This window comes from Leptolyngbya sp. PL-A3, assembly GCF_039962325.1.
GTDB lineage: Bacteria > Cyanobacteriota > Cyanobacteriia > Elainellales > Elainellaceae > Vacuolonema.
On the sequence record NZ_JAMPLB010000067.1, the window covers coordinates 1 to 14853 of the forward strand.

Below are 14853 nucleotides of genomic sequence, written 5' to 3' on the forward strand. Positions count from 1 at the left end.
AGCTGCTTGGTCGCTGGGGCTAAGGGTCAAAACTGGAGGGCGGAGTCCAGGCATAATCTTAGGGAGCAGTGCAACCCTCTAATCATAGGCAAACTTAAGCCGCTGAGTACTAGTAGGTTGAGGCGGAAATCCATCACCTATGTTTTTGTGTAGGGTGCTTCGCACCCTACACAAAAACATAGGTTGCGAACTTAGGCCGCAGCCTACTAGCCAGTAGTAGGAGAATGAAGCGGGACTGAAAGAGTAAGTGGACCTGCAATATGTTTGTTGGTAGCTGCGATGATGAACAAGAGCATGTGAAAATGATGGTAGCCTGTTCGCGGACAGACGCCACAGCAATCCTGAGCCCTTATAAAGAGCCTGCGGCGGTGATTCTTCGCACAGAAGCTTCAACCGAGAGAGTTTCTGCTTCTTGCAACGCTTTGCGCTTGAATCAACCACAGTTATTTTTGTGAGAGCTGCGCAGAGCGCGGCTCTCACAAAAATAACCAGACTTTAAACGCTTGAAAAGCGGTGTAATTGCGATCGCTTAAAGCTTCTAATCAAGAATAGTCTGGTGTATTGTTCCGCGCTTTTCTCATTCATTTCCCAAGCAGCTTAGGATCCGGCACCGAATAGAACTTAGATTTTTTGTGGGAGGCGCAGCTAAACCACGCCTCTCACGAAAATCCGGGTTCTATTCTATTTGCATTCCTTAGGAACGCTATAGATGAAAACTTTTTTTGACTTCTGCGCTATACAAACATGTCTTGTGCTGGAATGCTCTAAATACACAATTGTCATCTTCCCCTTGAATCCCCTCCTGATATGAAACGTCGAAATCTTTTAAATGCCGCAGCTTTGGGTGCCAGCAGTGCCGTAGCTATGGCGGCCTGTAGCCAGAACAGCACTGCAGGCACTACCACTGCATCAGCTGATGACTTACCCACAATTGAATGGGAAATGGCTACTAGCTGGCCCGTTTCCCTGGATACTATTTTCGGTGGGGCACAGGTTTTGAGCGATCGCCTTGCAGCGTTAACCAATAACAAATTTAAGATTACTCCTCGGGCAGCCGGCGAACTGGCCCCCCCTCTGGAAGTGCTGAATGTTGTCTCCCAGGGGGCAGTTCCCTGTGGGCACACCGCCTCTTATTACTATTTGGGTAAAAGCCCGGCTTTGGCCTTTGGAACGACAGTGCCCTTTGGCCTGACCCCACAGCAGCAAAACGCCTGGCTCTATGAAGGAGGCGGCTTACAGCAACTTCAAGATTTGTATGCCAGCAAGTTTAATGTCATCCAATTTCCGGCGGGTAACACTGGAACTCAGATGGGGGGATGGTTCCGCAAGGAAATTACATCTCTAGCAGATCTGCAAGGACTAAAAATGCGGATTCCGGGACTGGGGGGCCAGGTGATGGCGAAGCTGGGAGTTACCGTACAAAATTTGCCGGGGGGTGAAATTTTCCAGGCATTGCAAACGGGTGCGATCGATGCTGCTGAATGGGTTGGCCCCTATGACGATGAGAAGTTAGGACTCTACAAAGTTGCCAACTATTACTACTACCCGGGCTGGTGGGAACCGGGGGCGACCCTGGAAGTACAGGTCAACCTGAATGAGTGGAAGAAGTTGCCGCCATCCTATCAGGCGGCTCTGCAAACGGCTGCCTATGAAGCGAATCTCACGATGCTGGCTCGGTATGAGTCCCGCAACAATGAGGCGTTGCAAAAGCTGACGGAGAATGGTGTGCAGCTACGGTCCTACGGCGAGGAGATTATGACAGCGGCTGAGTCTGCCGCCTTTGCCCTCTACGATGAGTTCGCGGGTAAGGACGCGGATTTCAAAGCGGTGTATGACGGATGGAAGCAGTTTCGCGATCGCGTCTACGCCTGGAATAACCTTAATGAGGCGAATTTTACCCGCTTCACTTACAGCAAACTGAATACCAAGTAAGTTGCTGAAAATCTTTAAAGAACTGGTGCAGCATAAAATACTGCACCAGTTTTGTGTGAAATCTTATGGTCTGAATTCCAAACTTGGAAGATAGGTTGCCCAGAAGTTCGTATCCCTATCCAATGCTTATGGATTAACGATACCCATTACCCAATACGGATAGTCTTCTCATTTTTAACAGAATTCTCTGTCAATACTCTGGACAGTTTTTCTAAAACCCTTGATTTTGCGTGCGCGAAGCGCACGCAAAATCAAGGGTTTTAGAAAAACTGTCCGAACTAATGAAACATGTGAATGGGGTGTGGTGAAGGGGGGCACGACACATCCCTTTCACCACATCCCATTCACTACCGGACGCTGTTATTGAAACGATAAATCGACTAGCCAGCGAACGGTTTGTGGAAAGATAATCACGATCATTAATACTAAAAATTGCAATGCCATAAACGGCAATGCACTTCGGTGAATATCCACTGTGCTCACTTCCTTAGGAGCCACACTTTGCAAGTAGAAGAGCGAGAAACCGACAGGAGGTGAGATAAAGGCAGTCTGTAGGTTGATGGCCATAATTACCCCAAACCAGACCATATCAATTCCCAAGGCTTCGGCAGCAGGTACGAGTAGAGGCATGGCGATAAAGCAAATCTCGATGAATTCGAGAAATACCCCAAGGGCAAAAATCACCAGGTTGCTGACAATTAAAAAGCTGAGGTAGCCACCGGGCAGGTTTACCAGCAGCTCAGTAATGAGTCGTTTTCCTCCTAAATCGTCGAATACCAGACTGAACAGTGACGAGCAGAAGAGAATCATTAAGACGAGAGCGGTAATCACCGCTGTCGAATGGGCAGCATCGTGAATGAGCTTTTGATTCCAGCGGCGATTCATAACCGCGAGTAAACACGCACCGACGGCACCTACTGCGCCTGCCTCTGTTGGAGTCGCGAACCCGAAGAAAATGCTACCGAGAACGGCAAAAATTAGGATGATGGGTGGTAGGACGGCCTTCAAAACTTTTTTGAAGAGAGCCGCTCCTCCAATGTCTCGCACTTCCAGGGGCAGGGCTGGGGCTATTTGCGGCTTTATGAGAGCCAGAATCAGCACGTAAAGGGCGTAGGAGCCGGACAGCATGAGCCCTGGAATCAGTGCCCCCAGAAAGAGATCACCTACCGAAACCCCAATCTGGTCACTGAGTACCACCAATACCAGGCTGGGGGGAATGAGCTGGGCCAGAGTTCCCGATGCGATGATGATCCCTGCCGCCAGTTGCTTGTCGTAGCCATAGCGGAGCATCACGGGGAGGGATAGTAGGCCCATAACGATGACGGTAGCGGCGACAACTCCGGTAGTTGCGGCCAAGAGCGTGCCTACTACAATCACGGCTAGAGCCAACCCACCCCGGAGCCGCCCCATAAGGATGCCAATGGTTTCCAATAACTCCTCGGCAATGCCAGATTTTTCCAGCACGGCTCCCAGAAAGACGAAGAAGGGGATCGCCAACAGGGTGAAGTTTGACATGGTGCCGAACCAGATGTTGGGCAGCAACAACAAACGGTTCAGGTCAAACGCACCAACGGCGAGACCAATGCCGCCAAAGATCAGAGCTGTACCCGCAAAAGAAAAAGCAACGGGATAACCCGTAATCAAGATGACGAAAAAACCGACGAACATGGCGATCGCCAGCCACTCATACCCCATAACCACCCCTCACAACACCATCTAAATAACAGCGAACAGGCTGGTTGTGTGGAATTATTGCTGGACAACCAACTTGTCTTCGATGGACACGAACGATATTTTTCATAGTAATTGGGATATGTTTGAGTGCTTCAAATGTCTATGCGTAAAATGCATACATACCTCAAGCTCTCAAACATATCGGTCGAAGTATGTTCATAGTGGTTTATTCATAGGGAAGCTGCTCTGTGTCTTGCTGGATTTGTTCTGTAACAGTGTTGTAACCCAGTAATACCGCTGTGTACTTAATGCTCTGAGAAATGGCCTGCAGTAACAGTAGGGCTAATCCAACTAGCACCATAGCCTTGATGGGAGCCCGAGGTAATCCATTGGCGTCTGAAGACACTTCCCACGGGCCCCAGGTGCCATCCGGCAGCCGGCCCCAAGATGCCAGCACAGGATTAAAGGTGACATACAAGCCAAGGATGCAGAAGGGAATGAGAAACAGTAAGGTACCCAACAGATTGACCCAGGTGCGGCGGCGATCGCTCCAATGGGCGTACCAGAAATCCACTCGCACATTCTGGTCATGCTTGAGAATGTAAGCAAAGCCCAGCAAGAAGAGGATCGCGAAGAGGTACCATTGCAACTCAATGAGGACGTTGGAGGAAAGCTGAAGACCAATAAAGCGGCCAACATAACGAACTAGAACGTTATAAAAACTAATGGCGATCGTTAAAACAACCAACCCTACCGATAGCTGCCCGACCCAGTCTGTGAGTCGGTCAATGGCTTCAGATAACCGTAATAGAGCCCGTACAGGGCCTAAACTTCTTCTGTGCAAAGTGCCTATCCTCTAAAGCCGATGAGAAAAATTGATGGTCATCAGAATACAGCAGTGGGTCCACTCTGATGAAACTTCCTGGGGAAATCTTATCGAGGCTTGGTTAAGGGCATTTTCGAGTGCTCCGTATAGCATTCGAAAACGCCCCTTTTGGCGTGGGCTTCGTGCCTACTAAAATAACCTCAGTTCGGGTTAAGGGCTTTTTCGAGTGCCGCGCGACGCGCGGCACTCGAAAAAGCTCATTGTTGCGTGCGCGAAGCGCACGCAACAATGAGCTTTTGGGCTTATCCCGAACTGAGGTTAAAATAGGCGATTCAGCTTATTTCGCATAGATGTTAATTAGGCTGTACGCTCCTGGGGAAAACCTGTATGTTGAAGCCGGCAGTAGCCCCGACTCAGGGGCGAATTGACGACACGCATCTCAGGGGTGAGGCGAACACCTGCAAGGTTGGCACCTGTCAAATTGACGTCCGTTAAATCAGCTTCTTGCAGATTGGCATCGCTCAGGTTGGCATGGCTTAAATCAGCTCGCATGAGAGATGCTCGATAGAGATTAGCAGCATGTAGATCGGCGGCGGTTAATGTAGCAACGCGCAGATAACTATTGCTGAGATTGGCAACACTCAGATTCGCCCGGTCTAGATTGACGCCGCTGATCTTGGCTCCGCTTAAATCAACCCCATCTAAATCAACCCCATGTAAATCGATGCCGTTGATGAAGGCTTTACGCAACTGCACTCCTGTTAGCCTTGCCCCAGTTAAATTGGCACCGCTGAGCTTGGCTCCTGTCAGGTTTGCCCAGGCCAAATTGGCCTTCTGCAAATCGGCTCCCCGCAGGTTGATCCCACATAAACGTGCTGCACACAGATTTACCTCTGGAAGCTGGGCTTCCCGCAGATTAACTCCCGTTAAAATGGCCCCACTCAGGCTGGCTCCTGTTAATTTGGCCTTGACTAGGTACGCTCCCGTTAAATTTGCTTTGGTAAAATTTGCCTCGCTGAGATTGGCTTGCCCCAGCTTGGCATAGGTCAAATCTGCACCATAGAAAAAGGCACCCACCAGAGAAGCTCCCGTGAGAACCGTACGCGTCAGGGTAGTGAAGGACAAAAATGCTCCATCCAAAATAATGCCGCTTAAATTTAGTTCTGATAAATCGGCCTCGGCTAATTCCACTCCAGCAAAGTTCCGTTCTCCAGCGGCGTAGCGTGCCACGAGTTCATTGATGTTCATCCCTAACCTCCCGAGGTGAATTGAAGTGACAAACCTCTACAAGGTGTTGAGCAACGGGCTCTATGGTCGATGGGTGTGAAGTGGTAAATCCACCGTAAAGCACGTTTGCTTAGCATTACTTGTGACGTTAATCGAACCGTCTAAGTATTGTACCAATCGCTTCACCAATGCCAATCCTAGCCCTGTACCACTATGTTTCCAGGGGTCGTGGGAGGGAATGCGGTAAAACTGCTCAAAGATGTGGGGTAACTCGTGGGGAGGAATCTCTGCCCCTGTATTGGTGACGTATAGGCGAATACGCGATTGTTGAGACAAGGATTCAACTAGCTCGGCCTTAACGATAATTTCTTCGCCAGCGGGCGTAAACTTGTAGGCATTGGTGAGTAGCTCATCAAACACACGGTTGAAGGTGAAGAGATCGGTGACGATGAGCGGTAGATCTGGGGGGATCTCAACCCAACAGACCTGTTGATGTTCTTTAAATCGTTCTTCAAAGGTTTCGATAATTTGGGGAAGCCAGTCTTGCAGATGGAAGATGCTGGAGATAAAGGGTTGGGTTTCAGCATTGATCTGCTGGAGCAGCAACAGGTCATTGATCAGGTTGATTTCGCGATCGCACTCATCCCGCAGAATGTTCAAACACCGCTCAATTTTAGGGTGGATGGGCTCACCATTTTGCCGCAGCAGTACATCCATCAATTGAGCAGACATTTTGATGCTGGAAAGAGGAGTGCGCAGCTCATGGGAGGTGGTGCTGAGGAAATCATCTTTCAGCCGATTTAATTTTTCTAGCTCGCGAATTTGGGTTTGAGCGGACTGGTAGAGCCGGGACTGGCGAATGGCGATCGCACACTGTTTCGCCACCTGCTGCACCAGTTGTACCTCCCGCTCATCAAAGACTCGCTCCTTCCAGGACAGCAGCTTTAGATCCCCTAAAATGCCCTGCTCATCATCGACGATGGGGTGGCACAGGATAGCCATCGGCTCCGAATTTTTGTGAAAGAGCTGAGAGCAAAACTGTCGATACTCTCCCTCCATCAGCGGGGCGTAAACTTCTGGGTAGTTTGCCATAGAAATAACGGTTCCCAGAAGCGATGAGCTCGCATCGGCGTACTCATAACTCACGGTTGCCTTCTGCTGTTCAAGGTTATAGAGGCTGGCATAACAAGTATGGAGATTTAAGGCTAGCCCCAGTTCTTGTACAGCCGTTTGAAGAATTGCCTGCTCGCTGAGCGTGCCATGAATTCTGTCGGTAATGTGTCGTAATACGGCTTCTGAACCCAAGGACCTCTGCAGTTGAATGGTCCGTTGGCGTACCTCAAATTCCAGATCGGTGTTCAGCTTTTGCACCTGCTGGTACAGCTCGGCTTGTTGAATCGCAACAGCCAACTGGGTTTCTAACCGTTGCAGCATGGCTATTTCCCAGTCTTGCCAGGGATGGTTAAAAGCACATTGATGAACAATCAAGAGCCCCCAAATTTGCTCCGGTTGAGATTTTGGGGAAGGTGATAGATCACCCACAGGACTTGCCCTTGGCAACCCTTTCGATAATCGCTGGTTTTTGAGCGATCGCGGGCTTGTATGCAGGATGGGAATAACCAGTTGGGATTTGACATGAAAGGTTTCGAGCAGTTGCACGTAGGCTGGATCTAAGTTGGATTGTGAGATGTTGGCGATCGCCTGATACTGCCCCTGTTGGTAGGGCTGAATAAAACGCCGCTGCTCTATCCCCACATCTCCAATTTCCCAGCCCAGAAGCGGTGGATAGGTTGGGGAGCAGGACTCGACCAGCACAGATCCAGAACTGCCAGATAGGGTGGGGCGGTAAATAATGACGCGATCGGCCCCCAGCATCTCTTGAACCTGGTGGACCGTGGTTTGCAACACTACTTTGAGATCTAATGATTGGCGAATCGCCTGGGTAACTTCTTCTAGCAGTTGTTCTTGCTTTAACTGAGAGGCCAGAGCGTCTTCAAAACGCTGGCGATCCGTTACATCATGAACGATGGAGTAAAGGAGTTCGCGGCCCTGAAGATGCAGCAGGCTGGAATGTACCTCTACCTGACGAATCTCCCCTGAAGCGAGGCGATGGGGGAAGTAACAGCAGCAAGGTTGATGGGAATGATGGTGATCCAACTCCCCATGCATGAGGTCAGTGGGCAGACGATTAATGTCTGAAATTTTCATCTGCCGTAATTGTTCTAATGGGTAGCCGTAGAAGGCGATCGCCGCCGAATTGGCGTCCACAATCATGTCCGTTCTCAGGTCACTCAGCAGTTTAATGGTTGGACTTGAGTCGAAGGATTGTCGATAAAATTCCAGCGCGTCTTGCTGAATGCGTTGGCTGTGGATGTGTTCTGTAATATCCGTCACTGAAAAAACAACGTGGTGGATATTTCCTACCACGTCTTTTAAGGGGGAGCCATTAATAGATAGGTATCGTCGCTCCCCCGTCGGCCACTCAATGGCGTGCTGTATGTCAAAGACCGCATTCCCGGTTTGCATAACCCGTACGAAAGGTAGCTCTTCGTTCGGGAAAGGATGTCCTTCAAAATCTGTAACCTTCCAGCCAAGGGAATTGTACGATCGCTGCGTGACTTGAGATTTTTGAAGACCTAATATCTTTTCTGCAACATCGTTTGCAAAGACGATGTTGCCCTGGGTATCCACTACAGTGATGGCAGCTGCGCTAGTTTGAAGAATGCCTGCCAGTAAATCCTGGCCAAGGAGTTCATCCGTATCGGATACGAGTGATGGCTCAGTCTGGAATGAATCGATCGATGAAACCATACTGTCGCCTCCATGATTGCGCAGTGCCGATTTATGGCCCTTCGGCTGAGAGGAAACACCCTTACTGATATATCTACATTTACACCGTTTTTATACGGATGCCATCCGCTAAATTATGAGACTTTAACAGAATGAATCCGCATATGCTTAGTATTCCCCCGGAACTCATTACTCACGCAGATGGAGATTATCAGTTTTGCAAAGGATAGAAGTCAATTGCCTACCTTCTCTAGAACTACCCGTTGTTGAATAGAGCGATGAAATAGGATACAGCACTGTGGTTCTACGTCCCATTTCATCGCTCTATTTAGCCGCACCCAAAACTAAGTGAGGAACCATCATAAAATATGAGAGCTACAATACTGTGCTACCTGTAAAGGAGACGGTACAACACTTTGAGCTCTCTGTTTCATTAAGTTGAGCTACGTACCTCTAGCCCTTCAGCGAATACCATTTTTACATGACGCTATACAGAATGGGATGGGTAGTGCGCAATGCCACCCTTCCCATTCTGCGCAACTTCATATTAATTCGATATATACGGGTTGCCCAATTTCCGGGCTGGCGTTAGCCAACACATTTCCTAAAAAAGAGGTTAATAGCTAGAGGCTTCTAGCAGGGTTGTTTTTCATTCTCGGAGAAGTATTTTTGCCGGAAAAGTAAATTTTAAAGAGACACTTCAATTGATTCTGGACAAAAGCTACCCAATATAGTTCCTGTAGAAAAATACATTCTTCAATATCTTCTAAGCCACAGTTTTTTCTGTCACTAAGCAGGGATATGAGGCGTGATTGGGTTGATAGGTTAGATGGGCAAAATTCTCAATGAGCCTGTTGTTCAGGGTGAATCTGCCAGCTTCACTCTTAACAAAGGTTCATGCATTTCTAAGCTGTTGATCCCCTTCCTGTCGCCATAACATTCCTATCTAATTTATGGAATGGTTTTTGCAAGGTGGAGTGGCGCAGCCCACCTCGCAAAAACTATTGAAGGTTCCTATATGATGACCCGTGACATTACTAGCCGTGCTAGTTTTTCCCAAATTCGCTATGCCCAGTGTTGGGAAGATGCTGACATTTTGCTCGAAGCATTGGATTTGCAACCGGGGGAGACGTACCTGGGGATTGCCTCTGCTGGAGACAACATCCTCGCCATGCTCAGCAAAAATCCGAGTCGGGCGATCGCTGTTGACCTTAGTCCTGCCCAACTGGCTTGCCTGGAACTGCGAGTTGCCGCCTATCGTGAGTTAGAACATAAGGAATTGTTGGGATTGATGGGCTCAACGGATTGGGGCGATCGCCTTGCCCTCTACCAGCGCTGTCGAAGCCTGCTATCGAGCGATGTCCAGTATTTTTGGGACCATCATTCCGACCTGATTGAAGCTGGCATTGGACAGGCCGGAAAGTTTGAGCATTACTTCACGTTGTTTCGTCGCTACGCGTTGCCATTGGTGCATTCACGGCAACGGGTGGAACGGCTGCTGCAAGGAGGCACCCTGGAACAGCGCCGCGCCTTCTACCGACGAGAATGGGATACCTGGCGTTGGCGGACCATGTTTCGCGTGTTCTTCTCGCGCACGGTGATGGGGCAGATGGGACGCGACCCCGAATTTTTCAAGTACGTGGAGGGGAATGTGGGCGATCGCATCTTAGCCCGCACTCAGTATGCCCTCAGCGAACTTGATCCTGCCAAAAATCCTTACTTGCAATGGATTCTGACGGGGCACCACACCACTGCCTTACCCTATGCCCTGCGTCCAGAACACTTTGATGCTATCCGCCAAAACCTGGATCGGCTAGAGTGGCACTGCATGGCCCTGGAGGACGTGCTGGATCGAGTGGACGATCACACCATTCACCGCTTTAACCTGAGCGATATTTTTGAATATTTGTCGCCGTCTAATTCTCAGGCGCTACTGCAACGGCTGGTGCAGTCTGCGGTGCCCGGTGGTCGGCTGGTTTACTGGAACATGCTGGTTCCTCGTTCTCGCCCGGAAGCTATGGCAGATCAGTTATTGCCCTTAACGGAGTTGAGCGATCGCCTATTTACACAGGATAAGGCGTTTTTCTACAGTGCCTTTGTGGTGGAACAGGTGCAGTAAAGTTTTTGTGCTCCGCAGGGGGTTATTGCGTCTCCCGCACCTTCAAAATTTGTCCGTCACATTCCACGATGGCTAGCCGGTAAGGCGTTGCAGATTGTTCTGAGAACTGCACTTCGACCACATTTTCCGTCGGAGTTCGCCATTGGCCCTGGGTAGGGACGCTGCGATCGCTAGGACCAGGTTGATAGCGAATAAACTCTCCATTTTGCCGAAATTCCAACCCATCCCGAGGCATCCGTGCCGGGGGGAAGGCATAGGTGATGGGGCGATAAACCCGAATGTCTCCCTGATCTTCTTCGCGGGAGTGAACCCACCGTCGAAAAATGGGGTTGGGTAGTGTCATAACAGCAACCTGCGAAGGAATGGAGGATGTAGCAGGGGTGTGAGCCAGGGGCCAGAACAGGACAGGGAGGAGTATCAGGGAAGCCAGGATACCCAGCGTCTGCCCCACAAACACAGCAGCTCCAGCTATCCACATAAATACCTTGTATAGATAGCTTTCTGTACGCGAAGCATACAAGAAATGAATGTTTGACGGCTGAATTTGTTAATAGTTTGTGCATTAGATGCACAAACTATTAACCGTTTAAAGGACAGGTGATTAAGTTGTCGGATCATAGAACAGCAAATCGGTGAAATAGTTGCTGCCGAAACCCCCGGGTACGATTAGTTTCCAGGAATTGCGCCATCCAGAATGCTTCTTCAGGAGGGACAGCTTACCCTTGCCATCGGTGGTGTAGAATTCACCTTCTCCCTTAACGGGATCGTAGAACAGCAAGTCTGTAAAACTATTTCCGCCAAAGAGCCCAGGGACGATGAACTTCCAATCCTTTCGCCAACCCGAATATTGGGCTTGCTGAGTGATGTTACCGCCCGGAGTCGTGGTGTAAAATTCCCCTACCCCAGCGGCTGCATCATAGCAGAGGAAATCCGTTAATCCACTTCCGCCAAAATTGCCGGGTACGATGAGATTCCAGGTTTTTCGCCATCCCGTATGTTTCTTCAGGAGTGTCATCCCACCCGTACCATCCGTGGTGTAGAACTCGGCTTCACCCGTTGTTGCGTCATAGAACAACAGATCTGTAAAACTATTTCCACCAAAATTACCAGGTACAATCAGGCTCCAGGTTTTCCGCCATCCCGTATGTTTTTTCAGTAGCGTCACATTACCGTTGCCATCGCTGCTGTAAAACTCACCTTCACCCGTTGTCGGGTCGTAGAACAACAAATCTGTAGAGACATTGCCTCCAAAGTTTCCAGGAATGATCAGCTTCCAGGTATTTCGCCAGCCAGAGTACTGCTTCAGGAGCGAGAGCGTTCCGCTACCATCGTTGGTGTAGAACTCACCTTCTCCGGCGGCAGCATCATAGAACAGTAAATCGAAATAGACATTGCCGCCGTAGTGCCCGGGAACGATCAGATTCCAGCTCTTCCGCCATCCAGAATGTTTTTTCAGCAGGGTGATCTGCCCAGTGCCATCCGTGGTGTAAAACTCCCCTTGTACCGGGGAAGGAGGTGGAGGCGGGGTGGGCTGCCCAATGGTTGGACGGGCTACATCCAGAGCGGACTGCATTCTTGCTACCTGCCCCGCCGTGAACATGAACATGCCGGCATCATCGGTATAGTCCATGTAATTCATGAATAAATCGCCGTTCGGGCCGTTGCTACAGGTTACCCGTGGAAAAGTGGGTACTCCAGTATTAGGACCAGCCTGGTTAGGGGTGTCCGCGACAAAGTCGCTACCGTTACAGCCGTCGCCATCGTCGCCCCAAATGTGGCGTAGATTCAGCCAGTGCCCAATCTCATGGGTAGCGGTGCGGCCCAAATTGAACGGAGGTGCTGCTGTGCCAACCGTACCAAAGGCCGTGTGCGTGATGACGACACCATCGGTTTCCTCTGGGCCACCGGGGAATTGGGCATAGCCCAGTAAACCACCGCCCAGCAAGCAGACCCATATGTTGAGATAGCGATCGCTCGGCCACGCATCTGAACCACCCGTCACCTCATACTTAATCCGGTCATCATCCATAAAGGCTTCTTCCGTCGTCGTCTTGCGGATAATACCGGTGGTGGGGTTGCCGTTGGGATCGGTTGTTGCCAGGGCGAATTCGATACGCGCGTCGGCTACGAGGGGCTTAAATGGGGCTGGAACGGAAGCAATATCCGGGTTGGTAGCTCGAAAATCTTTATTTAATACATTAATCTGACTTTGAATTTGAGCATCCGAAATATTTTGCTCAGGACTATTGGGGTTATAGACGACATGCACGACGACGGGAATGGTCGTAATTCCTGTTCGGCCTGTTGGAGTGCCCTGCTGTGCTGCCTGAGCACTGCTTTCAATTTCTTGCCGGTTTCTTAAATAAGCGATGTTCGAGGTTAGGAGCCGGAAGTGGACGGCCATCGTGCCACAGGAACGTCGCCGGGGTAAGCCAACAGTCATGTATCAAACTCCTTTGGTAAGGGGGCTGAGTTTGGAATCAGAAGATGTTTAAAGCGTTCCGGAAAAGGTTACTTTTTTGAGGGGAAGTTCCCCCGAAAAAGTAACTCTTGATAGGCTATTTCAAACATCTGTTCAACGCAATTATCACAATTATTAACACGTTCAATCATAAGGGGGGATACCCCCTGAGGGTACTTTATTGAGGCGTTTGAGCGGCTTTAATTCTTATATCAGATCCGCCAATAGCCGGTACATTTCTTCTGAAACCCTTAATTTTGTGTGCGCTCGGTACAAATAGAATTAAAGGTTTCATGCCAAACTCTTATGAAGCTGCTCAGAATAGGCAGCTTTGTAAAGAAACGGTATCAGGAGCTATTTGAAGTAGTTGCTTGGCGCGATTTTTTGGAGAATTGATAGAAGTATCGACTAACGTCCTAACTCCTTACGTCGCTGTGGTTTTCTCACCAAGAAGTAGATCAGCGCACCCAGAAAATTCGTAAATAGGATGATAATAACCCAAGCGATCTTGGTGTTGCCTTCTGGAGCTTCTTGGGTGGCACAATCTATTAGCATCCATATCCAGAATCCCAGAAGAATGCTAGGAATTAGTAATGCACTGGCGGTTCGTGCGAGGACATTATCTCCCCGTGGAGGTGCTACGGCAATCTGAACATCTGCTTGGTCTAGAATGTTCATGAGGTTGGGATCATTCGGGAGATCAACCATGGCTGTTTCACCCGTTTTCGTTACGGAGATTGCTTGAGTGCGATCGGCTGTGATGGTAACTTTCTCAACACTGTTCTGTTCAACGGCTTGAATGAACTGCTCGTAAGTCCAGGTATTCCTGTCTACGTTTTGGTTACAGGCCGCAGTTGTTAATAGAAAACTGAGAATGACAACCCAGATAAAGCTGTTTTTGAACCTTGTTCGTGTGTAATTCAGCGTTGTTTGTAACGGAGTGCAGCTTCTGAAATGGTGCTGGTTTTTAGGGAATGAACATTCAACTCTCATGGCCCTCCAAGACGTTGCTGGTTGTGTGCTTGATTGTTATTCTAATCAGCACAAATTGGGTCGTGCTAAATAACCGTCGCGTTGAGCATCTAACCTTGGCGACGGGAGATATGGAGGGAGAGAGCTATATTGTGGGGCAGGCGATCGCCCTACCTTCATTTCCACCGTTATTTCATTCCTGACTAACAATGGTGGCTTGCTGATCGCGGTAACGACATCCCGGCGGGGAGTCTGGTGGGGCTGTGGGAGTGGTGGCAGCGGCTGAAGCAGCGGGCGGATGAGCGGAAGGTAAGGGGCGATCGCTATATTGATGCGGCAATTAGAAGTATGGAAGTTCCGGTAGAAATGGAGTTGGGCGATCGCCAGAACCAAATCCGCACTCAGCAAAAAGTTCTGGAACAATTGCTAGTAGAAGCGGCTAATGCTCTAGCGCAGGATCAAATTTCTCAAGAATCCTTCCGTACGTTTAACGATGCGTATGAAACAGCTCGTGCAGTTTTACAACGATGTGTGGAAAACATTTCTGAAGACTTATGTGAACAATATATTCAACAGCTCATTGGTCTTCAGCAAGCTTCCGAAAGTGAATTGTATACCTTATTGCAAACAGTAGAAACGAGCTTGATTAAGAAAGAAATGACACAAACGTCCTTTCGCACCTTTATGGATGCGTATAAGGCAGCAACAGCAAAGAATGAAAAAAGTATGTAGCTTGTGTAACCTTACTAATCATGTTAAGGCAGGTGATTCTCACAAAATCTCTAAAAACCAGATTTTTCAGTATTGGGGCTTCGTCCCAATACCAAAAAATCTGATTCCGTAGTAAGGAAT

The 14853-nt window shown here is 49.2% G+C and carries 11 protein-coding genes; 4 read left to right on the plus strand and 7 right to left on the minus strand.

Annotated features, from left to right (window positions below):
• Nucleotides 1-807 precede the first annotated feature (807 nt).
• Complete coding sequence (locus tag NDI52_RS28710; RefSeq protein WP_190769939.1) at nt 808-1932, plus strand: TRAP transporter substrate-binding protein; 1125 nt, start codon at nt 808-810, stop codon at nt 1930-1932.
• 360 nt (nt 1933-2292) lie between these two features.
• Here NDI52_RS28710 and NDI52_RS28715 read toward each other — a convergent pair whose 3' ends face one another.
• From NDI52_RS28715 to NDI52_RS28730, 4 genes are all read right to left on the minus strand, one after another.
• Nucleotides 2293-3627 (minus strand): TRAP transporter large permease subunit, encoded by a 1335-nt coding sequence (locus tag NDI52_RS28715; RefSeq protein ID WP_190769940.1) that lies wholly within the window; start codon nt 3625-3627, stop codon nt 2293-2295.
• Between the two features lie 205 nt (nt 3628-3832).
• Nucleotides 3833-4450: a TRAP transporter small permease subunit gene (locus NDI52_RS28720; RefSeq protein WP_190769941.1), complete on the minus strand. Its 618-nt coding sequence runs from the start codon at nt 4448-4450 to the stop codon at nt 3833-3835.
• Nucleotides 4451-4789: 339 nt separating this feature from the next.
• Nucleotides 4790-5680 (minus strand): pentapeptide repeat-containing protein, encoded by an 891-nt coding sequence (locus NDI52_RS28725; RefSeq protein WP_190769942.1) that lies wholly within the window; start codon nt 5678-5680, stop codon nt 4790-4792.
• A gap of 60 nt (nt 5681-5740) precedes the next feature.
• Entirely contained in the window at nt 5741-8470 is a 2730-nt protein-coding gene (locus NDI52_RS28730; protein WP_190769943.1) for a GAF domain-containing protein, read from the minus strand.
• Between the two features lie 997 nt (nt 8471-9467).
• On the opposite strand from NDI52_RS28730, the gene NDI52_RS28735 reads away from it, so the two are divergent.
• Nucleotides 9468-10568, plus strand: a complete 1101-nt coding sequence (locus tag NDI52_RS28735; protein WP_199307652.1) for a DUF3419 family protein — start codon at nt 9468-9470, stop codon at nt 10566-10568.
• Nucleotides 10569-10590: 22 nt separating this feature from the next.
• Here NDI52_RS28735 and NDI52_RS28740 read toward each other — a convergent pair whose 3' ends face one another.
• The 3 genes from NDI52_RS28740 to NDI52_RS28750 all read right to left on the minus strand — a co-directional run bounded on the left by NDI52_RS28740 (nt 10591) and on the right by NDI52_RS28750 (nt 14022).
• Entirely contained in the window at nt 10591-11046 is a 456-nt protein-coding gene (locus NDI52_RS28740; RefSeq protein ID WP_190769944.1) for a hypothetical protein, read from the minus strand.
• Between the two features lie 123 nt (nt 11047-11169).
• Nucleotides 11170-13011, minus strand: a complete 1842-nt coding sequence (locus NDI52_RS28745) for a zinc metalloprotease (protein ID WP_199307653.1) — start codon at nt 13009-13011, stop codon at nt 11170-11172.
• A gap of 426 nt (nt 13012-13437) precedes the next feature.
• Nucleotides 13438-14022: a PLD nuclease N-terminal domain-containing protein gene (locus tag NDI52_RS28750; protein WP_199307654.1), complete on the minus strand. Its 585-nt coding sequence runs from the start codon at nt 14020-14022 to the stop codon at nt 13438-13440.
• Between NDI52_RS28750 and NDI52_RS28755 the strand changes: the two genes are divergently transcribed.
• Together NDI52_RS28755 and NDI52_RS28760 are read left to right on the plus strand one after the other, a co-directional pair.
• Nucleotides 14004-14204 (plus strand): hypothetical protein, encoded by a 201-nt coding sequence (locus NDI52_RS28755; protein ID WP_190769945.1) that lies wholly within the window; start codon nt 14004-14006, stop codon nt 14202-14204. The two genes, NDI52_RS28750 and NDI52_RS28755, sit on opposite strands and share 19 nt — an antisense overlap.
• A 52-nt stretch (nt 14205-14256) precedes the next feature.
• A complete protein-coding gene (locus tag NDI52_RS28760) occupies nt 14257-14733 on the plus strand; it encodes a hypothetical protein (protein WP_190769946.1) in 477 nt (158 codons plus the stop codon).
• The last annotated feature ends 120 nt before the right edge of the window (nt 14734-14853 follow it).